Source organism: Cohnella silvisoli (assembly GCF_021190915.1).
Taxonomy (GTDB): domain Bacteria; phylum Bacillota; class Bacilli; order Paenibacillales; family Paenibacillaceae; genus Cohnella; species Cohnella silvisoli.
On record NZ_JAIOAP010000016.1, the window covers coordinates 20,769 to 41,156 of the forward strand.

22 protein-coding genes, 3 pseudogenes and 1 riboswitch are annotated in these 20,388 nt (G+C 45.6%); of the genes and pseudogenes, 6 read left to right on the forward strand and 19 right to left on the reverse strand.

Annotation, left to right across the window (positions count from 1 at the left end; all coding sequences use genetic code 11):
• Positions 1-213 precede the first annotated feature (213 nt).
• Positions 214-1,332 (forward strand): MFS transporter, encoded by a 1,119-nt coding sequence (locus tag K7P76_RS24960; RefSeq protein ID WP_255678786.1) that lies wholly within the window; start codon positions 214-216, stop codon positions 1,330-1,332.
• 258 nt (positions 1,333-1,590) lie between these two features.
• On the opposite strand, the pseudogene K7P76_RS24965 reads toward K7P76_RS24960, so the two are convergent.
• The 8 genes and pseudogenes from K7P76_RS24965 to K7P76_RS24995 form a co-directional block, all read right to left on the reverse strand.
• Positions 1,591-2,071, reverse strand: a pseudogene (locus tag K7P76_RS24965) (DUF2798 domain-containing protein).
• Between the two features lie 590 nt (positions 2,072-2,661).
• Entirely contained in the window at positions 2,662-3,108 is a 447-nt protein-coding gene (locus K7P76_RS24970) for a hypothetical protein (RefSeq protein ID WP_232188433.1), read from the reverse strand.
• A complete protein-coding gene (locus K7P76_RS33770; RefSeq protein WP_373692486.1) occupies positions 3,099-3,575 on the reverse strand; it encodes a DNA cytosine methyltransferase in 477 nt (158 codons plus the stop codon). Before K7P76_RS33770 ends, K7P76_RS24970 begins: the two co-directional genes overlap by 10 nt.
• A 386-nt stretch (positions 3,576-3,961) precedes the next feature.
• The gene (locus K7P76_RS24975) at positions 3,962-4,156 is read right to left on the reverse strand and encodes a hypothetical protein (protein WP_232188434.1); all 195 of its coding nucleotides are present in this window, start codon (positions 4,154-4,156) and stop codon (positions 3,962-3,964) included.
• 158 nt (positions 4,157-4,314) lie between these two features.
• Complete coding sequence (locus K7P76_RS24980; RefSeq protein WP_232188436.1) at positions 4,315-5,934, reverse strand: extracellular solute-binding protein; 1,620 nt, start codon at positions 5,932-5,934, stop codon at positions 4,315-4,317.
• 80 nt (positions 5,935-6,014) lie between these two features.
• Positions 6,015-6,887 (reverse strand): carbohydrate ABC transporter permease, encoded by an 873-nt coding sequence (locus K7P76_RS24985; protein ID WP_232188438.1) that lies wholly within the window; start codon positions 6,885-6,887, stop codon positions 6,015-6,017.
• Positions 6,888-6,932: 45 nt separating this feature from the next.
• Positions 6,933-7,850 carry an ABC transporter permease gene (locus K7P76_RS24990; protein ID WP_232188440.1) on the reverse strand — a complete coding sequence of 306 codons (918 nt, stop codon included), beginning with the start codon at positions 7,848-7,850 and terminating at the stop codon, positions 6,933-6,935.
• A 48-nt stretch (positions 7,851-7,898) separates the two neighbouring features.
• Entirely contained in the window at positions 7,899-8,906 is a 1,008-nt protein-coding gene (locus tag K7P76_RS24995; RefSeq protein WP_373692487.1) for a glycoside hydrolase family 130 protein, read from the reverse strand.
• A 130-nt stretch (positions 8,907-9,036) separates the two neighbouring features.
• Here K7P76_RS24995 and K7P76_RS25000 point away from each other — a divergent pair, with 130 nt between their 5' ends.
• Together K7P76_RS25000 and K7P76_RS25005 are read left to right on the forward strand one after the other, a co-directional pair.
• On the forward strand, positions 9,037-9,954 hold the full coding sequence (locus K7P76_RS25000; RefSeq protein WP_232188442.1) for an AraC family transcriptional regulator: 918 nt from the start codon (positions 9,037-9,039) through the stop codon (positions 9,952-9,954).
• Positions 9,955-10,280: 326 nt separating this feature from the next.
• Entirely contained in the window at positions 10,281-10,472 is a 192-nt protein-coding gene (locus K7P76_RS25005; RefSeq protein ID WP_232188444.1) for a hypothetical protein, read from the forward strand.
• 72 nt (positions 10,473-10,544) lie between these two features.
• Here K7P76_RS25005 and K7P76_RS25010 read toward each other — a convergent pair whose 3' ends face one another.
• The 4 genes and pseudogenes from K7P76_RS25010 to K7P76_RS25025 form a co-directional block, all read right to left on the reverse strand.
• Positions 10,545-10,943, reverse strand: a complete 399-nt coding sequence (locus K7P76_RS25010) for a VOC family protein (RefSeq protein WP_232188892.1) — start codon at positions 10,941-10,943, stop codon at positions 10,545-10,547.
• A 50-nt stretch (positions 10,944-10,993) separates the two neighbouring features.
• Positions 10,994-11,323, reverse strand: a complete 330-nt coding sequence (locus tag K7P76_RS25015) for an ArsR/SmtB family transcription factor (RefSeq protein ID WP_232188446.1) — start codon at positions 11,321-11,323, stop codon at positions 10,994-10,996.
• On the reverse strand, positions 11,320-11,964 hold the full coding sequence (locus tag K7P76_RS25020; RefSeq protein ID WP_232188448.1) for an SRPBCC family protein: 645 nt from the start codon (positions 11,962-11,964) through the stop codon (positions 11,320-11,322). The genes K7P76_RS25015 and K7P76_RS25020 overlap by 4 nt, the downstream gene beginning before the upstream one ends.
• A 163-nt stretch (positions 11,965-12,127) precedes the next feature.
• A pseudogene (locus K7P76_RS25025) lies at positions 12,128-13,075 on the reverse strand (macrolide family glycosyltransferase); the annotation flags it as partial.
• A 149-nt stretch (positions 13,076-13,224) separates the two neighbouring features.
• Here K7P76_RS25025 and K7P76_RS25030 point away from each other — a divergent pair.
• Positions 13,225-14,097 (forward strand): immunoglobulin-like domain-containing protein, encoded by an 873-nt coding sequence (locus tag K7P76_RS25030; protein ID WP_232188456.1) that lies wholly within the window; start codon positions 13,225-13,227, stop codon positions 14,095-14,097.
• An 82-nt stretch (positions 14,098-14,179) separates the two neighbouring features.
• Here the strand turns inward: K7P76_RS25030 and K7P76_RS33775 are convergent.
• From K7P76_RS33775 to K7P76_RS25055, 5 genes and pseudogenes are all read right to left on the reverse strand, one after another.
• Positions 14,180-14,691: pseudogene (locus tag K7P76_RS33775) on the reverse strand (GrpB family protein).
• 37 nt (positions 14,692-14,728) lie between these two features.
• On the reverse strand, positions 14,729-14,953 hold the full coding sequence (locus K7P76_RS25040; protein WP_232188458.1) for a hypothetical protein: 225 nt from the start codon (positions 14,951-14,953) through the stop codon (positions 14,729-14,731).
• Positions 14,954-15,044: 91 nt separating this feature from the next.
• Positions 15,045-15,443: a DUF4830 domain-containing protein gene (locus K7P76_RS25045; protein ID WP_232188459.1), complete on the reverse strand. Its 399-nt coding sequence runs from the start codon at positions 15,441-15,443 to the stop codon at positions 15,045-15,047.
• A gap of 184 nt (positions 15,444-15,627) precedes the next feature.
• Positions 15,628-16,470, reverse strand: a complete 843-nt coding sequence (locus K7P76_RS25050) for a bifunctional 5,10-methylenetetrahydrofolate dehydrogenase/5,10-methenyltetrahydrofolate cyclohydrolase (RefSeq protein ID WP_232188460.1) — start codon at positions 16,468-16,470, stop codon at positions 15,628-15,630.
• Positions 16,471-16,528: 58 nt separating this feature from the next.
• Positions 16,529-16,607, reverse strand: a riboswitch (ZMP/ZTP riboswitch).
• 184 nt (positions 16,608-16,791) lie between these two features.
• A complete protein-coding gene (locus K7P76_RS25055; protein ID WP_232188462.1) occupies positions 16,792-17,154 on the reverse strand; it encodes a winged helix-turn-helix transcriptional regulator in 363 nt (120 codons plus the stop codon).
• 134 nt (positions 17,155-17,288) lie between these two features.
• On the opposite strand from K7P76_RS25055, the gene K7P76_RS25060 reads away from it, so the two are divergent.
• Together K7P76_RS25060 and K7P76_RS25065 are read left to right on the forward strand one after the other, a co-directional pair.
• The gene (locus K7P76_RS25060) at positions 17,289-18,164 is read left to right on the forward strand and encodes an alpha/beta fold hydrolase (protein ID WP_232188464.1); all 876 of its coding nucleotides are present in this window, start codon (positions 17,289-17,291) and stop codon (positions 18,162-18,164) included.
• 4 nt (positions 18,165-18,168) lie between these two features.
• Complete coding sequence (locus tag K7P76_RS25065) at positions 18,169-18,675, forward strand: dihydrofolate reductase family protein (RefSeq protein WP_232188466.1); 507 nt, start codon at positions 18,169-18,171, stop codon at positions 18,673-18,675.
• Positions 18,676-18,689: 14 nt separating this feature from the next.
• Here K7P76_RS25065 and K7P76_RS25070 read toward each other — a convergent pair whose 3' ends face one another.
• On the reverse strand, positions 18,690-19,388 hold the full coding sequence (locus K7P76_RS25070) for a class I SAM-dependent methyltransferase (RefSeq protein WP_232188476.1): 699 nt from the start codon (positions 19,386-19,388) through the stop codon (positions 18,690-18,692).
• Between the two features lie 36 nt (positions 19,389-19,424).
• Positions 19,425-20,333 (reverse strand): NAD(P)/FAD-dependent oxidoreductase, encoded by a 909-nt coding sequence (locus K7P76_RS25075; RefSeq protein WP_232188485.1) that lies wholly within the window; start codon positions 20,331-20,333, stop codon positions 19,425-19,427.
• Positions 20,334-20,388: the final 55 nt, after the last annotated feature.

The window sequence follows — 20,388 nt, forward strand, 5'->3', positions numbered from 1 at the left end:
TGCAACCAAATAGAATTTTATGAAGTCCAAAAATGGATTAAAATTTTTATGGAGAAAACTGAGCGAATGCTCGTTTGGCAGTGGATTCATGGATCTACAAAATGATAACTAGGAGGTGTTTGGATATTGAGTTACCTAACTTCAGCCACGCGAAGTGCTGCCAGCACTCCGTCTGCTGATCGTCTACCGTGGGCCGGATTACTTGCTCTGGGCATGACTGGATTTATCTGTATTCTCACCGAGACGCTTCCCGCCGGTTTGTTGCCCCAGATAGGCCAAGGGCTTGGAATCTCGGAGGCTCTCGCTGGACAACTCGTCACGTTGTATGCCCTTGGCTCCCTTTTGGCCGCAATTCCTTTGACTACCGCGACACGCAGATGGCGGAGGCGACCGCTGTTACTACTGTGCCTTATTGGTTTTCTTGTGTTCAACAGCATTACTGCCCTATCTTCTAATTATACACTGACGCTGTTTGCCCGTTTCATGGCAGGCGTATCCGCCGGTGTCTTGTGGGGAATAACAGCAGGTTATGCCCGGCGCTTGGTAACGGATGCACTCAAGGGCAAAGCCATGGCGGTGGCAATGATCGGCACTCCTCTCGCTATGGCCCTTGGTGTCCCGGCCGGAACATTCCTTGGCGTACTTGTGGGCTGGCGCACTGTTTTCGGAATTATGTCGCTGCTAACTGTGGTGCTTGTTGTCTGGGTACTATGGAAGATGCCGGACTATCCCGGAGAGTCAGCTAACAAGAGACCCCCCCTCCACAAAATCTTCGTCATGCCGGGGGTGCGGCCTGTATTGCTTGTCGTTTTTGCTTGGATGCTAGCTCATAACATTCTTTATACCTATATTGCGACTTACCTTGCTCAGGCTGGGCTTGCCAAGCGCGTTGACTTTACGCTGCTTATTTTCGGTATGGCATCGGTTATTGGGATCTGGATTACAGGGATGTTGATTGATCGTATGCCTCGTTTATTGATATTGATTAGCCTCGCAGCTTTCTCACTGGCATCCCTTCTGCTTGGCATAGGCAGCAGTCAACCGATTGTGATCTATTTGGCAGTTGCCGTGTGGGGGCTTACAATTGGTGGAGCGGCGACACTGCTGCTGACGGCAATGGCTGAATCTGCTGGCGAGAGTGCGGATGTGGCCCAATCGATGCTTGTAACGGCATGGAATCTGGCCATCTTTGGAGGCGGCTTACTTGGAGCTATTTTACTCGAAATCCTTGGCGTTCGTTCCTTCCCTTGGGTCTTGTTTATTCTGCTGCTCCTTGCACTGCTTGTAGCGTGGCGGGCGAAAGTAGATGGGTTCCCCTCAAAGAAGAATTGAAGTACAGTACTTTTAAGTGATTTTATTCACCGAGCTATCCGGCCCATTATTCTCAGCTCCTTTCTGCCAAGTTAATTGAAGACAAGCAGGCGAGATTAACTCGCCTGCTTGTCTTTTTAGGGTTTCCTATAACTGAGGCATCAATTAACATCTCAGTCGTATTGCGTTAAACTGCCCGTTACTTCAACAAACTAAAAAGGAGCTGCCTCGTAGCAAGCTCCTCCGCAATAATGTCCCGTTTGTTCAATATTTTTTACCTCAAGATCCCGTAATTCTTTTATCTTTAACGAATTTAACAAATAAATACCGTACAATCGGACCCACAATAATGAGTTGAAGAGGCAGAACAAAAATAAAATTATTAAACACTAAAGAAAAGTAACTTTCAAGGAATGATTCTCCAATCAGACTGTCGGAAAAGTAAGCATTCCCTAATCCATAAAGAGACATAAAGAGAACCATTCCACTCTCCATAAAAAATGCAAGGAATAGAATCACAAATACCTTCTTCGATTTGTCATAGGGAAGTGATAAGCAATTTTTTTTGCCACTGGACCGACAATAAATAATTCCAATAGAGACGCAATAATAAAGACTAGAATAAGTTGAGTAAATATTTCTTTTAAGGATATCGTGCCAATCAGGCCGTGTTTTAATAAATTATAAAATGTTATAAATACGACCATCCCAAAGCACATCATCAACCCCAAAAAAAATCTTCTTTTTTAGTTGTCGGCAATTTTCATCATCCCTTCTGTTTACCATTGTTATTATAACGATAGTGGAAACCACCTCATAAGTGAACAGTCTATGAATATTTGAAGTTGAGTGTCTTTTTCTACTTTATATAATCGCGGCACGGTTCTATTGCGCTACGAATCTGCGGGAAAACCGTCTTTCGGCAACATGGCGTGGGATGCTGACGGACCGGACAAATCAGATGACATTTTTAACCATTTGGAGTGATAACTAATCACCAGCTATTGACTTGAACTGCATAGGTCATGAGGACAAACAAAAGGGCCGGTTTCCCGGCTCTTTTGCTTTTTCCGAGACTTCAACAAAATCTTCATTAAACGTCTCTATTCCGCTGATTTATCAAATTGCGTAAAGGTGACGCCTTCGTCCCCATTACCTCCTAAGTAGCCGAAGCTAATATCATCTAACCTTTTCGTTGCGCGACTTCTTATTGAGATCCGGAACATTACCAGACCTCTTCTATCCGGGAAAGGGTCTTCCGATTTTGGCTAGCTGGGCTGACGTTTTCGCGTCTATCGTATGCGACGTGATGATGGTCACGAAGGCTAGTCCGTCCGGCGTCCGTGCCCACTATCCTGCCGATTGAGAAACATCACCAAACAAAAATGCGCCCAGCCCTTCCTCATTAATAATCTGGCAATTTATTTCGGTGTGGCTATAAGTTGTCTTTGCAATTTTCCGGTATCGGTTGGCCATTAACGCCACGGCGGCTTCAATTTGAATTGCTTTTACCGCATTGCCGTCGATTCCTTGCCCGAGCAGTTTCGTTTTTACGCCCTCCCCCATAAAGTCGGGGAATGTGTAAAACTCGCTCGGTATGTTCAGAAAGGCAGCGATTTCGTCGGAACGAAACGGCCTCCACCAATCCTTTTTAGTCGGATGTCTGAAATAACTAGATGTAACCTGATATTTGCGGTATGACGCTACGAATGCAGAAACACGTATATTATCAAGGTCAACAAGTGTATGATTGAGATCACTTTTGAAATTGTTGTTTCCCTTTTTGTTTAGAAGCATCCATGACCGTTCCGACAATTCGCCGTTCGTTCACGAAAGAGAACCGCGTAACCACGCGTTCGACTTGCAACGGATCCGACATCATAAGCATCAATTTTTGTTTCGTGAATGTGGGGGAAAAACGGTGATAATAACCGTCTAAGATGTTGATACGATGTGCTTTTGAGATAGGCGGGTACCTGTTCGATCATAACCATACTTGCGCCACTTGTAAGAACAATTCTGGCGTAATGGGGACCGTGCCCCTCTGTGATGCCATTGGTCATCGTGCCGAGGGCAGAATACGTATCGCATGCCGGGCTTAACCAATAGGAATCGACCCTCGGTATATAATCTGTATGCATTCGTGTGAGATCCCCTAGGAAGCTAGTGCCGGTAGTAAAGTTGTTTGCATAGGCATCGATCGCTTCTGGCCAAATGTCTGCACCGCCAACAGCAGCTGTGGGTAACGGTTGTACCTGAGACAAATAAAGCCCAAAAATACTTGATATTATCCTTACAACTGAGACAAATAATACCCACTGTTGAGATTTGTCATGTTTTTAGCATAATACATGAGATTTATTCGGAATGTCACGTGGTAATCGATGTTGGAGTCTCCGTCATGACTGCACTTAAAGTTAACGAACTGCAAATAAACCTAATCATTTTTAAGTATTAGGGCAAGTTGTTCGATGAAATCGAACAACTTGCCCTTCTTTCGAGCGCTTGTGCAAGATTCCTCCCATTCGTCGCCTCGTTTAATCGATCCTCGTGAGCATAAGCGAATCGTGAGCGAGCGTATAGGAATTGCTGGCAGGATCTTTGCCTGTAAGCTGGAACCTGAACTGTTTATTCCCGGATGTGCCGATCGTTACCATGCCCAAGCGGTGCCGAATAACGAAATGTTGCTAATCGTATCCGTACCGAGCGTCCATCCGCCGTCATCGGCGTATAGTTCGTTGCCATCATAATCGTAATAAAACAAATAGTTGCTCACGCTGCCTGTCAAGTACTCCTTACCGGCCTCCTTGTTATAAAAGCTCGTCATTTCGATGCTGCCGTTCACGAAAGAAATTACCGCCCTTAAAACGTCATTCTCCAGAGTCCAGGTATTTCCACTCTTGGTGATTATCGAGCTGGCTGCCGATGCCGTCGGGACCTTTCCGCATTCGACAATAGGAATACTCGTGAAACATAGAGGAGGCTTGTGAAACCGTTAGATGATTACTTGCCTACTGAGTTCATGAAGTCTACATATTCCTTCTCCGCATCCGCGGTTGCAGGGTACCATTCCTTCTCAAGGAAGTCCTTGAATTGCTTTTCGCTGATGGCTCCTGTAATAAACTTGATCTCGTAATCGTCCTTCTTCTTGACCAGATCGGGAATAGAAGCGTTCAGGCTCAAGATCTTAGGCGATCTGACAGCAGGCACGTTAACGATGGTCATCTGTTTCAAAGCGGCTTCCAATTGTGTTTTGTAAACGTTTAGCTTCTCCGGAGTATCGGCATTCTGGATTGAGGCGCCATCTCCGTTGATTGCATTGGCTGGAGTCATGTATGCACTTGTCAGAGTAGTCAGCTTCGCCGTTTGATCTGAGTTTCTAGTTACCGCCTTGGTAGCTGCATCATAGCTTTCATAGGTCAACCCTTTAATGCCCAGTTGGAATAAGGTGTTAGCTTCCGTCGTATTTCCCCAGTCGAGAAACGATAATATCTGGTCAATGTTTTTGGAATCCTTGGGAATCATCCAGCCGCCCCACATAGCGGGAGTCACCCAATCCGACGCAACGCCTTTATCGTTTTTCAATACGCCTTGGTAGCTGAATATTTTCTCGGAATCTGGAAGTTTGCTGATATTTCCCAGAACCGCATACTGATGACCATAAGTGATGCCGACTTTGAATTGGTTCAACTTTTCGTTGTCTACGTAGATTTTGTTAATCAGGAACTCGGGATCGATTAATTTCTCATCGTTCAGCTTCTTAAGGTAAGTCAAATATGGAATATAACCGGACATCTTTTCTCTGATCTTATAATTTCCGTCCGTATCCTTTACCCCGTCCGTGACCGGAAGAGAAAACGCAGCGGTGAGGAAGTTGGAAGCGTTCCAGATCGTGTTGCGACCGAGGTCCGGTCCGGAGAAAGATACGCCGTACGTATCGTCTTGGCCGTTCCCATCGGGATCCTCTTTGGTAAAGGCCGTAACGACCTTCGTGAATTCATCCAAAGTCGTCGGCGTTTTCATTCCCAGCTTATCCAACCATTGTTGGTTGATCACGTATCCCCAATGGTTGACGACATTCGGTCTTGGGATAATATAGGTCTTTCCGTCGTTGACGGATTTGACGGCATCCCACATTTCTTTCGTGATATTCTTCATGAGATTCGGGTAGTTTCCGATCTTGTCGTCAAGCGAGGCAAGAAGGCCGTTCTGAGCCCATTTCTCCATATTGGCGTCCGCACCGTTGCCCGCCGTGCCCCAGTTATATATCAGATCCGGCAAATCTCCCGATGCCATGACGACCTGCAGCTTATCCACGTAGTTGTTAATAGGAGGCGCTTCGATTTCAAGCTTCACGTTGGCCAGCTTCTCGGCTTCCGCAATGACCGGGTTATTGTCGATGACAACGTCCGCGTTCACCCTATTGAACATTTTGATCGTGACAGATTCTGCCTTGCCTTCGGATTGAGAAGCCGAGGCAGGAGCCGAAGAGCTTGGCGACGCGCTATTGCTGCTACTGCTAGCCGTACTTTCCTCGTTATTCGAACCACAAGCAGCAAGTACGGAAGAAAGCAACATGATACAAGCGAGAGAGCTCAAGAGATTTTTACCTTTTTTTCCCATGTACAATATCCCCTTTAAGTTTTGTATATTAAAACCGCGGAATACCGCAGCTTTAATCAGGTTCATAGGCGAATCGGAACTTACCCTTTGATCGATCCGATCAGCATTCCCTTCATGAAGTACTTCTGCATAAACGGATAGACCACTAGGATTGGCAGCGTCGCGAAGATAATGATGGCCATCTTAATCGTGAATTCGGTAACGCCGGAGTTGGTGGCATCCATCATATCCCTAGCCACGCCCCCGCTATCCACAACCATATCCCTAACGATAAGCATCAACGGCCACAGGTCTCTCTTGGACGTATAGATAATGGCATTGAAGAAGGTATTCCATTGGGTGACCGCGTGGAAGATCACGAATGTGGCAATTGCCGGCTTTGATAATGGTACGATAATCCGGGCCAGTATCGTGATTTCGTTAGCGCCGTCTATAGAAGCCGATTCTTCAAGACTCGGCGGGATATTACCGATGAAGCTCTTCATCAGAATGAGGTTATACGCGCCCAGTACGCCCGGTAAAATCAAACTCCAAAGGGTATTGTACAAATCCAGCGATCTAATGAGATAGAAGTTCGGAATCAATCCGCCATTGAAGAACATCGTGAAGGTGATGAGCACCAGAATGACGTTTCGACCTTTAAGATCCGGTTTTGAAAGCGGATACGCGGTAATGAGCAATAGAAAGATGTTAAACGCGACCCCGACGACCGTAATAATGATCGTGTTTTTATACCCCGTCCACAATACGGACATATTGAAAATCTGCCTATAAGCGCCGAATTCGATATGATAGGGAATCAGCTTCAGAGGATGCTCCAAATATTCCGAGTACGGGGTTACCGAGAAGGCGGCGACATAGAAAAACGGGAATAGACAAGCCAGTGCAAACAAACTAATGACGGAATACGTAACAAAATCGAATATTTTATCGCCCTTCGATCGGATCTTCACGGCGACTACCTCCTATCGACATACTGTACGAATCTTGAGCGCTCATTACCAAATCCCGTCTTCTTTGAACCACTTGGCGATTCTGTTGCTCGCGAGCAGGAAGATCAATCCGATGACCGAAGTGAACAGCCCGACCGTCGTGCCGAAGGAGAACCGTCCGCCGAGAATGCCGACTCTGTACGCATAGGTTTCGAACACTTCGGACACCTCGAGATTCATAGGGTTCTGCAGCACGAAGATTTGTTCGAAGCCGTTGTTCATAATTTGACCTAATTTGAGAATGAGCAGGATGATGATCGTTGATTTGATACCCGGAAGGGTAATATACCATAGTCTTCTCAGCCTACCCGCTCCATCAATGCTTGCAGCCTCGTATAATTCCGTATTCACGGAGGCTATAGCGGCAAGATAGATGATGCTCTCCCAGCCCGCATCCTTCCATATGCTGCTCAACACGACCAAGGGCTGAAAGTACGCGTGGTCGGCTAGGAAGAATATCGGTTCAATTCCTATCTGCTTGAGGAAGATATTCAGCACACCCCACGATGGGGAGAGGAAATTGACTAGAATGCCTCCTATGACGACCCACGATATGAAGTGCGGGAGATAGATAAGCGTCTGCGTGACCTTCTGATAGGTTCTATTGCGCATTTCGTTCAGAAGCAAAGCCAGCAGGATCGGAAACGGAAATCCGAAGAGCAGCTTCAGAAAACTGAGACTAAGAGAATTCCAGAACACCGTATAGAAATCGCTTAGCCCGAACATGTACTTGAAGTTCTGGAACCCGATCCATGAGCTCTTGAAGATACCTTTGGCGAAATTGAAATCCTTAAACGCGATAATAACTCCGTACATGGGGACATAGTTGAAAATCAGGAAATACACAATGCCGGGAATGAGCATTAAATAGAGATACTTCTTTTTGTTGAGGTACCGAAAAGCCTTTCTAGTCGTTGTCGCCATGGATGTCCACACCCCCAATAAATCAAAGTTACGTTTGCTTGCATTGGGCTACTTTAAGCAAAGGCTGATCAGATCGTCTACATGCGCGCTTGCCAAGCATTCGTATGTATCTCCCGCGCCGTAATAGATTTTAACTTCGCCCGTATCCTCAAGGATCATGCCCCCCGGGAAAATGACGTGATTTCTGAATCCGCCATCTTTCTCGTAAGAAACGTCGGGCGTGATCAGCGGCTCTTTATATAACCCTACGATTCTTTGGGGGTTATCCAAATCCAGCAGCATGATGCCGGCAGTGTACCTCTTCTTCCAAGTCGGTTCCCAGCCGTTCTTGCCGCGGGAGGGGTCAATATCAACGGCATGGAATGTCGTCAGCCAGCCCTTCGACGTCTTGATCGGAGGCGCCGCCGGACCCAGCTTGGCATTGGCGAATGGCACTTGCTCCACTGCTAGCAACAACTCGGAATTACCCCAATATTTCATATCGGATGAATCGGAAATCCATATATCGAAGCGCTCGCTACCTCCGCGGCTATAGACCGTAAACGGCCTTTCAAGCCTTACGTATCGACCTCCGATTTTCTCGGGAAACAGCACCATGTTCCGGTTGTCCGGCGCGCTCATGCTGATGACTTCGAAGTTCTCGAAATCGTCCGTAACCGCGAATCCTCCACGTATGCCATGCAACGTATCTACCGCGAAACACATATAACAGCGGCCATCAATCACGGTTAAGCGCGGATCGTACGTGCGAATGATCTCTTCGTTCCCTAGATTAAAGCAAGGTTCGGGCCGAACCTCCCAATGTACGCCATCCTTGCTATAAGCCAATCCGAGATTGGTTGTATTCCCTGAATAAAGCGCTTGCAATTTCGCGTTGCCATAATCGTTGCGGAATACCATGACGTATTGGCCTTGAAATTTGGTAACCCCGGCATTGAAAACCAATGCAGGGTTATAAGGAACTTGCTCACTCGTTAGAATGGGGTTTTTTGGGTGTCTCACAATGATCGGACTGGATGTAAGTTCCCCGATCAAACCGATTGCTGGCAATAACACGATAAAGTCCTCCTCGATGCTTAACAAATGGTTTAACTCTCTCAAAATCATTTTATGGTATACTCTGTTCGTGAATAGTGCAAAAATTTATTGATACATCCTAATATTTCATCGAAATTGGGGGATACCTATGACAATTTATCCGATGAATAAAGATCTATCCGATTATGAGATGATCGCCCAGGATTTCCCATTCTATATTTCGATTAATGAGGTTCGCCATACTTTTCCGGCGCATCGCCACGATTTCCTCGAATGCTCGCTTGTAATCGAAGGGGAAGGGCATGAGACGATTAACGGCGTGAAGCACCCCATGACCCGGGGAACCTTTACCCTCCTCCTCCCCTATCAAGTCCATGAAATCGTAACCACCTCTCCGACTCCGCTCCGTCTTTTCAATTGCATGTTCGCCATGGAATTGCTCGTCTCTTCAACAAATAACGGCTCGCCTTATCTCCAATCGCTGCTGACGGAAAACCAACAGCCCTACTTGCATATCGAGAACCAATTCCTGATTCCAATCGAGAATCTATTGCACGATATGGTGCAGGAGTACAATCAAAGCCATCCGTTCCGAAACGAGCTGCTCACCTTGAAGCTACATGAAATATTGATGAGATTCCAACGGACCAGGCTATCTAAGCAAGGAACGGAGCTTCACGATAGAGCTTATATAAGCGGCAACGGCTCAATCTGGCCCGTTATCGAGTACATTCACTACCACTATCGGGATGACTTGTCCTTATCCGGTTTATCCCAACACTTTCACATCCACCCCTCCAGGCTTAGCGTCGAGATCAAAAAGCATGCAGGTATTAACTTTCTCCATCTGCTCCACAAAATCAGGCTCCGCCACGCTTGCGGTTTGCTCTCCGCTACGGACATGAGTATCCTAGACATTGCATTAGAGGTCGGATTCAGCTCCTACAATGTATTCGCCCGCTTATTTCGGGAATACAAGGGCGTCACGCCAAGCGACTATCGCTATACCAATAGCCTTCATAAACGCAATAAACTACATCATCACAATCAACTAACAACATTTTGATCCCATTGTACAGAATGAAAAAAAACCAGTTTGATCATGGGTTTGATCTTACTGGTCGTAAATTTGCAGCGGAAAATAACCCTGTAGACTCGGCGACAGCTGTAGCGAAGCCCCTCTTGACGGAACGGATAGGAGACGAAGCTTTTGTAACTCGCCGCCCTGCAGCTGCGGTTGCTCGACAACAAAGAGACCAAATGATCGCTCTTTCTTAATGACCGTCATGCCATCACTAATCAGAATATCGACTCTTTCACGGGGCAAGATGACAAGGAGAAGATCACGATGTTATGGGCGGAAGTTAGGGGACTTTTCCTGATCAATTTGTATTGGTCGAAGAATTGAAGTCTCATTACGAAGACAATAAACTTCACGTGGAAGAAGTAGCCGTAATCAAGCTTATCCCTGATCCGCAGGAAGCGTGGGAGGAATTATTTGCTGCTAATAATGTACGTTTTGTTTACCGTACATCCAATGAAGCGATTATCGTAGAAGTACGGGACAAGCCCATGATCAGGTAATCAGGGGGCTATCCGTAAGGTCCTTTCAGACTTTATAAGACAGCCCCGCTTGTACTTGTTGGAAACAGCTTTTTAATTTGGAAGATTAAGCTGCCAGGAGACGCCGAACTTATCGTTTAGCCATCCAAACTTCTTGCTGAAACCATAGTTACCTAACGGCATAAGTGCTTGTCCGTCCGTCATGAGCTTTTGATATAGATCGTCAAGCTCATTTTCGGAATTACATGTGACAAAGATCGAGAACGAGGGGGTAAAGGAGAACTGATGCTTCACATGGCTGTCAATGCACATAAATTCTTGCCCTTTTAAAGTAAAGGTCGCAAGCATAACTGTTCCTTCTGCCCCGGCTTCATTCGCTCCGTAACGAACGATGTTTGTAATTTGTGAGTCCTCGATAAGTGATGTGTAATATTTCATCGCTTTCTCTGCCTGTCCATCTTGAAACATTAAGAATGGAGTAACTTTTTCCATCATCAATCGGCTCCTTATCTTTAGATAAATTGGACAACTTCATTCAACCTTCAACTTTGCCGCATCTTTTTGCCCCTCGCGATCTCGGTTTCGAGCGCGCTGAGCTTCGGTTCCCAGAAGGCGCGAAAACGATCGAGCCAATCGTCGACCTCCTGCAGCGGCTGGGCGTCCAGCGAATAGATCCGGCGCTGTTCATCCACCTTTACGTTGGCGAAACCATTGTCCCGCAGAACCCGAAGATGCTGCGAAACGGCGGCTTGGGTAATGCCGAACTCATTTTGGATGACCTCGACAATATCGCCGGAGCGTCGCTCGCCCTCGGCGAGCAGCACCAAGATGCGGCGCCGTACCGGGTCGCCGAGAACGTCGAAGGCGTTCATTCGGCCCCCTGCGACCCGCTGCCCGTGTAGAAGGCCGTGGTCAGCTTCGCTGCAGCCTCGGCCTGGAACGGATTCTCTCCGGCTGCAACAGCCGCGCGCCGCCAGTCCTCGCTGCAGTCGGCCATGAAAGATTTTCCTTCGCTGGAGGCACTAAAGGCGTTTTCATCTATACGGTCCGAATCGCTCGCCGAAAGGTGGAACGCCAGCCCAACCAAGCCTAGATCCCAGCCGACACCGACCGCACCCGGCCCATACTTTTTCCAGTGGTCATCAATCGGGCAAATGTGAGACAACGTCAGGCGGGACCGGTCTTCCCCTTCAGCGGCTAAGCGCAGCTCGACCCAGCTTAACCCGCCTCCGAATTCCCAGGTCACGGAGAAATAATGCGGCGGCACACATTCGGTAATTTCGCCGCCGGCGTTATTCTCGATTTGATACCGGCCCCCGAGCTTCAATTCACCGCTGACCGGCGCAAGCCAGCGGAGCAACCGCTCCGGCTTGGTCATCGCATCCCAAAGATCTTCCGGCGTCGTGTCGTAAGAGCGCTCCAGCGTAACGTTGCGAGCGGGCTTTCCCTCTCGCTCGAGCTCCGACACCGTGCGGGTTACAGCTCCCAAACAAGATTCTAAATTGAACATCATCACTCACCTCCATCTGCAAATTTGTTGTTATTCAATCTTACGCTTATACAAGCTTGCGCTTATATAAAGAGTAGCTTGTATTATGGGACATGTCAAGAGAACAGCATATTTTTATTGGGAGAAAGAGGAAATATGTTGATTCAGGGGATTCAGCAAGCCCTATTTAAATACGATATTGACTTTTAAATTCGAAAATCTCATCAACAGCTTGATGCTGATACCCACCTGATTTTCGAAAGGATTCACTAATATTTGCAACAGCTTTTTTGAAAGATGAGAGGCTTAACACATGATCTACGGCTTCACGTAGTTGATTTGCAGTCAAGCTTTGCATTTGTAATTTAATGCCTGCTCCGATATTGGCGACTTGCCCGGCAATTATCGGCTGATCTGCGCTTTGTGGGATTACAATTAGCGGAACCCCGAAATAGAGACCTTCATTGGTACTGTTCATTCCACCATGTGTAATAAATAATTTAGTGTGTTGCAGTACATCAGTTTGTGGAACATAATTTTTTACGATGAAGTTTTTAGGAATTTCCCCTAAATCAGAAATTTGGGCTTTATTCCCAATAGACATGACAATAGTATGATCAGTGTTCCCAAATGCCTCAAAACAAAGTTTATAGAAATCAATTGCTTGGTTAAAGACTGTACCTAGTGAAATGTAAATTGGGTTTTCCCCCTTGATTGCAGTAAAGTCGAAGTTTTCTTGAGCTAATCGTGAAGAGATGGATGGACCTACAAATTTATAAGTTTGGTCGAATGCTTCTCCATAAGGTTGAAACTCCCTTGTTGTATAAACGATTGTAAGTGGTGCAGGATTACAAAACACTTCGTAAGGAGAATGGATCTCCACATCATATTTTTCCTTCACCATTACCGTCAGGCTTTGAAATTTATCATTTATAGGTTTAACAATTTCTGTAGGGACTTTTATAGAAAATTGTTCCAACATTTTATCGAATGAACCTTTTGTCTGCGCAAAAGAAGTACAAGAGTTGATTGCAGGAAGCTTAAGAATTTGAGCAAGTAAACGTCCACAACCAAACATGGAATCATGGATGATGTAATCAAAATGCTCTCCTTTGATCTGTTCAAGAACGCTTGGTCTGATCCACCATTAATAAATAAAACACGCGCCATTTCTACCACTCCTTAGGTATTCTGTTTTCTAAATTGTATAAGAGTAAGGGGCACTGTCCATACCATCGTAACTATTCCCTAAATGAGTCGTCTATAGAGTAAGGGGGGATTTTTTTGCGAAAGCTTCTAGTGATTATTGCATTCGGATTTGTTTTGTTAGGATGCGAAAGTAAATCAAGCACGCATTTGGAAAGCACTCCTTCTGTATTCATTGATACGACTGTCGTTCATTTAACTGATACTGTAGGCAATCCGGATAAGGTAACCGTTTCTGCCAAGCTCCCTCGGGAACGAGCATTATCTGCCGCTAAGGATTACCATCCCATGACAGGAAAATGGTTTGAAGGGGAGAACGGATTCAGTCTCATTACTTCCTACACTTCCGAAGAAACGGAGGCAGGAAGTGATGTAGGAGCGGCTTTAGGTAAGGTTCCTGAAGGGCGGTCTGTGCGTTTTCAAATTACAAGCCGGGACAAAGACGGAAAACGACTTCAACAGATTACAGAGTATATGGCTGACATCAAAAATACGGTTGATGGACGTCTTGATTTTTCATACAACATCCCAGAACAGCCGAACACAAACTATCTCCTCAGCATAGAAATCGTCTCTCCTGAGGGTGTTGTAGAGGACACAATGTTAGCTCCCATTTTTGTACCACCGAATGAACTCAACGCTCGACTAACCGTAAAACAACCGATTGACGGATCTGGCCAAACGGAGCTATCTCTTTATAATGCCGGTCCAACCGAGCTGTATTTTGGCTATGGCTATGGGATTTATCAAAAAGTTTCTGACGGATGGAAGCTGTTACCCGACGATAGTGCCGTTCCGGCAATTGGGTTCCGTTTGAAGCCCGGTGAATCACACCAGGAGGAGGTTAGGTTTCCCGGGAAGCTTGAGCCTGGAGATTATCGGGTCGTAAAGCAGATCGAAGGATACATGACCGACGTATCAGTAAAATTGGCTGCAGAATTTAAGATCTAGGAGGTTGTGGATGAGTAGTAGCATCCTACACTACGTTCCTTCCTCTCTTTGATTTCCTTATTAGCGGTTCTTTCTGTCCCTATCAAATGCTTTTCTTAGCTTGTTCGAGTAAATTATATACGTAATCGGCTTTTTCGTCCGAATAAGAGAGCAGTGTAGTATATCCTTTGTGGATGGCGTTGAGTTTTCTTTCACAGTATTGCTTAGCTATATCTGGGTTATCTCTTAAGTAATTTCTTATGAGAAGGTTATTTACCCATTGCTCGCCGTTCCAAATGACGACAGCAAGATTATAGGCATGTTCTTGGCGTTTTCGAAAATATAATCTTCCCTTTACACCCGTTTCTCCGAACCCTTCATAACCAAGTTTATTAGTTTGTTAGTTACGGAGAAGTTCAACTCAAGCGTTTTAACGCCTATCAAGACATCAATTATCGGTTTTGCAAACATTCCTGGTACCGACGTACTGCCGAAATGCTGTATGTCGATAGCATCTTCTCCAAAAGCTTTCATAAGATTTACTTTTTCATTTTGAAATAAAGCAGTCCACCGTTCATCATAAGGAACTACACTAATAATCTCATCAATTCCCATCCCTTACTTCACCCCTTTACAGGTACCAGCTCAAGTTCTACTTTAACTTACCCGGGTCATCAGCATATTCCCGCAAAATCCAACCGCATTTGCCGCAAACGAAAAGAATCCGGTCCCTAAGATGCCGATAGTCCGTACGCTCCGGTCTTTTCATCGGTGTCCGCGAATAGATGCCAACCTCGTTAAAGCTATGCGCAATCTTGATCTCGCTTCCGGGGCAATCCGAGCATGCCAAAGTCTTTCTGATTTTCTCCAAATCCATTGTGTTTTCTCCTCGTATAGCAAGATTCGATAGCCTTCTCCTGATGTCTATTGAGCTATCGTTCTCCGTTAGCGTAATGAAGGAGAACACGCTATTTATTTATTGTTCCTCCGTTGATTAACCTTTCTTTATCCTTCAAAGAGAAAACTCCAGGCTCCCAAGTCTCTATATGTCCGTATCCACCAATAATATCTTCATTAATTTGATAAATGTAAGCGTATATTTTCTTTCCTGTTTTGTGTTTTTCTTTCAGCAAGTAGGTTGTAATATAAATTTCTTTATTCACATACGGCTTCAAATCAACAATACCTGCGATACTTGAATCCGAGTTTTTTGTTTCTAGCATTGTTTTGCTAATTTTTTCCTCAACATGCCAACCAAACGACTTAAGGTATTCAATAGGATTAACATTATTCTGCTCAGTTGTTTCTTTACCGCAACCAATCAGAAACACAAGACAAAAAAATGCAAACAAAACATTAATTTTCATAATCGAAATCCACTCCCTTGATTTTTGAGACTTAGAGACCCACATGAAGGTTGCAGTGTTTCAACAAATCTGTCCGTTAGTTTAATAAAACGAGCAGGCTGCCATGACGACCTGCTCGTTGCTCATTATTCAGCTCTCATTTTCTGCTAGTTGAAAAACTAGGTACTAGTTAATACCGATACCTTTAAGTTAATTTTTCAGCAGCTTCAACAGTGTGTTTGAGCAATATAGCTATTGTTACTGGACCGACCCCTGCTGGAACAGGAGTAATCGCGGAGGCGTTTTTTAGACAATTATCATAGTCAACATCCCCAATGTTACCCTCATTGTAACCAGCATCTAACACTATAGCACCTGGTTTTATCCAATCACCCTGAACAAATTTGGGCTTACCCACAGCCGCCACTACAATATCACCTAAACGAACCACATCTTCTAAATTAGTTGTTTTGGAATGGCATGTCGTTACAGTTGCATTTTTGTTTAAAAGCATTAGGGACACAGGCTTTCCGAGGATTGGACTTCTCCCAATCACAACAGCGTGTTTCCCTTCGATAGGGATATTGTAATAGTCTAAAATAGCAATAATTGCTGCTGGTGTACAGGAAGGAAAATCGGCGAAACCAAAGGCGTTTTGAGCAAATCCCAGGGTTGTTACCCCATCTACATCCTTTTCAATACTAATTGCTTCAAACGCTGCTCTTTCATCTATTTGATTAGGAACAGGGTGCTGTAACAATATTCCATGTACATTAGGGTCAGCATTGAGTTTGTTGATAGCTGCAATTAATTCACTCGTCGAGGTATTCTTAGGGAGATCAATGCGAATAGATTGAATACCGAGTCGCTTACATGCGTTTCCTTTCATCCGTACATAGGTGGCTGATGACGGATCGTCACCGACTAAGATAGTCGCCAAACATGGAACAATACGTTTTTCAGATAGGAGATTGATTCTGCCCAACAATGTTTCCTTAATGTCAGATGCAACTCGGTTACCATCCAAGATTAGTTTTTCTGCTGTCATCTTATCATCCCTCCTAGTTGGGTCGAAACATAAAGAGGTAAGGGGATCGATCTCCCCTTACCTCTGCCCAGGCGTACGGCTAGTTATCCATGTGCTCCCTCATGGTTACCCATGCTTCACCAGTCACACACAGTCAATTTATGACCTAATCATAACAACGAAATACAAATATTTCAATTAATATAAATCTCTGATATGTTCGTAACTTATATCGACTATATTTTTCTACAGAACCACGCAGTGTTATACGTTGTTACTTTCTAAGCTGCCCGCTACTCCAACAAATGAAAAAGGAGCCGCCTCAAGTGAATTGCAAGACAATCACATCACCGCTTCAGCGTCTTGACCCCCATCGTCCGTCTCTTTCTGGGGACATGCGCCATACTCCTGAACCCACATCCACATGGCGGCAAAAATAGGCTGCAGGCGCTGCCCGCGTTCGGTAAGCTCGTATTCGACATGCAAAGGCACCCCAGGGTATAGAGTACGTGTCACGATTTCTTGTTCCTCCAACATGCGCAACCGATCGGTCAAAGTTTTCGGGCTAATCGGATGCAGCGAACGCCGTAATTCCCCGAAACGCTTGGTACCGTTAAACAATTCACGCAATAGCAGCAGGTTCCACTTGCCGTCTAAAATCGTCAAGATCGGTTCAATAGCACCAGGACATCCTGGACTGATCATCGATATCCCTCCATAGTTCATTTTTTGAAACTATTGCACTTTAATGTTACTACTTTTCAAATGTATCATAGATCGCTACTATTGTGAACAAGGAAGGAAAACAATCGATGCAAAGAAAGGAGCGGGAGACAGAAATGAAAAGACAATTTGAAGTAGATTCGATGGAGTATCCATTCAAAGACCACTGGCTGCCCTATCGTGACGGGTACATTCATTACATTGACGAAGGACAAGGGCCAACGGTTCTGCTCCTCCACGGGAATCCCACATGGTCGTATCTCTATCGAAATGTCATTAAGGAACTGCGCAACGAACATCGTCTTATCGCTTTGGATTACCCTGGAATGGGCATGTCAAAGGCGCCATCCCAGTATGGATTTACACCACAAGAGCAATCTGATGCAGTCATGGAATTTATCCGTCGCATGGATCTCAAGAATTTTGTTCTAGTCGTCCAGGATTGGGGAGGACCGATCGGATTAAATTACGCGGTTCGGCACCGGGAAAATCTGCGCGGCATCGTCGTGATGAATACCTGGGCCTGGCCAGCGACTCTTCCAGCAATGAAGATTTTTTCTTTGGCCATGGGGGGATGGCCCCTTGGATACTGGCTTCAGACACGGCGGAACTTCTTCGCCAAAAACATTGTCCCACACGGGATTTTCCAAACTGAGAAAGTCACGGAAAGTTTGAGAAAAGCCTATACCGACCCTTTCCCAACTCCAAAATCAAGGAAACCGACGTGGATTTTCCCAAGGCAGATTCGGAAGGCACGAAAGTGGCTTACGGAAATTGAATCGAAACTGCCCGTGCTATCTGATTTACCCGTGCAAATTCTGTGGGGCACGAAAGATAGCGCCGGTTTTCCGCTTACAGAGATGGCAAAATGGCAGAGATACCTCAAAAAGAACGAAACCGAAGTTCTGGATGATGCTTCACACTACGTGCAAGAGGATCGGCCTGATCGAGTTGCAGCCTCTATCCGCAAAGTCATTGAAAGGGAGGAATAAATATATGAAATCAATTCTTTGGGCAACATTAACCGCTAATGGTAACTATGCACAATCTAGTCCCGAAAATCCGCCAAAAAAGGAAGCATTAGATGATTTTGCGGCGCATGCAAAGACAGCCGGTAATTTCATCGTCGGTCGTCGAACGTTCGAGGGCATGCGGGGAAGCGGCGGTGCAGGTCCTTTTGCCGATATTGACATCGTCGTGGTTTCTAAGAGCGTCAAAGAAATCCCCGGCATAAAGATTGTGGAATCACCACAAGAAGCTCTGAATTACCTGCAAGGAAAAGGACATCAAACAGCCCTCATTGCGGGCGGCGCTGATCTGCACAATGCATTTATTGGTCAAGGAATTATTGACGAGTTGATATTCAATATTGCACCTGTGCTCGAGGGTAAAGGACTCAACCTGTTGCTAGATACAGAACACTACCAATACAAAGATGTAGAGTTATTGGATTCCAAGTCCCTTGGCAGTGGCGTCGTTCAGCTGCACTACGCGATAAGTTGATTTTTTTGAGCAAATCATTCCGCATGGCAAATCCATCCTGCAAAAGGGCCTGTAGAGTAAAACCGGGTTATTTTTGTAAACCCGGATTCTGCCAACAGCCCTTCGATTTGTTTTTCGGGAAGTAAAGAAAGCTTCGTAAAGCCGCCGCTTACCATCTCGTCAACTTTGGATGATTCGCGGCCGGCATCTATCCAGAAGCTTTTCCATACATTTAACCTGGCTTGAAGTTCGGAATCGTCGCTGTTTCCGTACGCGCTTACGAGAACGAAAGGGGCTCCCGACTTTAGTTTATCCTTGATAGAACCAAGCAACTTCAACTTTTCTTGAACATCGTTAATGAAGTGAAGAACCAAAATACAGCTTGCCGCGTCAAACTTCGAACCTGGCTGAGGAAGGTCATCAGTCGTCCCTTGGATGAGACTGACTCGGCTTTCCAATCCTAGTTCAACTACTTTATGTTTAGCGATCTTAAGCATCTCTTCCGAAGGATCGACTCCAGTAAATGTCCACCCCGGGTTAGATGGTCCCCACGCGGAAAGTTCATTGCCGCCGCCCGCGCCGATCACGAGCAAAGAAGCCGCTTTTTCGCCCAATTGTACTCGAAAATAAGACTGAACCATTGCGAATAACGAGTCATATGTGGGAATCGATATTCGAGTGTTTTTCTCGTATGCCGCCGCCATTTGTGTATTAAATGTAAGATCTTCAGTCATTGTTATGCCCCCTTTCCCCCCATCGTTTGACCCATTCTATAGACGTTTATTCCAAGCCTCTTCATTCAGTTCGTTGTTAATGCCCACACCGGCCAGTGAGCCCAAAGAAGCGGCTATAATGGCTTGATGAAGTTGCGATGCTGCATCACCTGCACTAAACACGCCTGGAACGTTCGTTTTGCCGAGATTATCGACGATGACGGTTCCTGCTTCCGTGATCTGGCAACCTATAGCTTGCGGCAGGTCTGATCCGGTATTAAGCTTCGGTCTAAAAAATATCCCCGTGCAAGCGATTCTGGTACCGTCCTTCAGAACAACTTGCTGCACCATACCGTCGTTAGATTCGATAGACTGGATCGGCGAGTCAAACACAGGAACGTTATGATGATTTAGTTCCTCACGTTGCGCGTCCGTCAATTCATCAGGACCATTCGTACAGATTGTAAAATGATTCGTCCATCCCGATATTATTTTGGCCAAGTGCAGTGCATCCGCTCCCTTGACAATTAAGACAAGCGGCTGCTCTCTTAGTTCCCATCCATCACAATACGGGCAGATAAAGGCGCTTTTGCCATATACATCTGTCAACCCCTTAATATCCAACGGAAGATCCTTCATTCCTACTGTAAAGAGCACCTTTTTGCTTCGATAGATCTGTCCCCTTGCAGTCGTAATTTGAAAATAACCATCGGTTCCCGTGAGCGATACGGCAGCATCCTCCACAAAGCTAACGGATGGATATGATCTAATCTGTTCCTTCGCAATTCGCCTAAATTCGCTTGGACTTGTATGATCTCTAGTAAGAAAGCCGTGGATCTCGCGAGTAACCTCATTACGCGGACGCCCTTCATCAATAACCACCACATTTTTTCTTGCCCTGCCTAGCACAAGAGCAGCATTCAGACCTGCCGGTCCTCCGCCGATAATTACACAATCGTGAGTCATTCTGATTCTCCCTTTCGCTTTCCATATTTATATTAGAGATATAACGGACTTATTA

Bases quoted from the DNA above. Each gene is read 5' to 3' on its own strand.
- K7P76_RS25070 (WP_232188476.1), bottom strand. From the start codon at position 19,388: ATGACTGAAGATCTTACATTTAATACACAAATGGCGGCGGCATACGAG.
- K7P76_RS25045 (WP_232188459.1), bottom strand. From the start codon at position 15,443: ATGAAAATTAATGTTTTGTTTGCATTTTTTTGTCTTGTGTTTCTGATT.
- K7P76_RS25040 (WP_232188458.1), bottom strand. From the start codon at position 14,953: ATGGATTTGGAGAAAATCAGAAAGACTTTGGCATGCTCGGATTGCCCC.
- K7P76_RS25020 (WP_232188448.1), bottom strand. From the start codon at position 11,964: ATGATGTTCAATTTAGAATCTTGTTTGGGAGCTGTAACCCGCACGGTG.
- K7P76_RS24960 (WP_255678786.1), top strand. From the start codon at position 214: ATGACTGGATTTATCTGTATTCTCACCGAGACGCTTCCCGCCGGTTTG.
- K7P76_RS24980 (WP_232188436.1), bottom strand. From the start codon at position 5,934: ATGGGAAAAAAAGGTAAAAATCTCTTGAGCTCTCTCGCTTGTATCATG.
- K7P76_RS25015 (WP_232188446.1), bottom strand. From the start codon at position 11,323: ATGAACGCCTTCGACGTTCTCGGCGACCCGGTACGGCGCCGCATCTTG.
- K7P76_RS24970 (WP_232188433.1), bottom strand. From the start codon at position 3,108: ATGCTTCTAAACAAAAAGGGAAACAACAATTTCAAAAGTGATCTCAAT.
- K7P76_RS25060 (WP_232188464.1), top strand. From the start codon at position 17,289: ATGAAAAGACAATTTGAAGTAGATTCGATGGAGTATCCATTCAAAGAC.
- K7P76_RS25075 (WP_232188485.1), bottom strand. From the start codon at position 20,333: ATGACTCACGATTGTGTAATTATCGGCGGAGGACCGGCAGGTCTGAAT.
- K7P76_RS25055 (WP_232188462.1), bottom strand. From the start codon at position 17,154: ATGATCAGTCCAGGATGTCCTGGTGCTATTGAACCGATCTTGACGATT.
- K7P76_RS25010 (WP_232188892.1), bottom strand. From the start codon at position 10,943: ATGGAAAAAGTTACTCCATTCTTAATGTTTCAAGATGGACAGGCAGAG.
- K7P76_RS25050 (WP_232188460.1), bottom strand. From the start codon at position 16,470: ATGACAGCAGAAAAACTAATCTTGGATGGTAACCGAGTTGCATCTGAC.
- K7P76_RS24990 (WP_232188440.1), bottom strand. From the start codon at position 7,850: ATGGCGACAACGACTAGAAAGGCTTTTCGGTACCTCAACAAAAAGAAG.
- K7P76_RS25065 (WP_232188466.1), top strand. From the start codon at position 18,169: ATGAAATCAATTCTTTGGGCAACATTAACCGCTAATGGTAACTATGCA.
- K7P76_RS25000 (WP_232188442.1), top strand. From the start codon at position 9,037: ATGACAATTTATCCGATGAATAAAGATCTATCCGATTATGAGATGATC.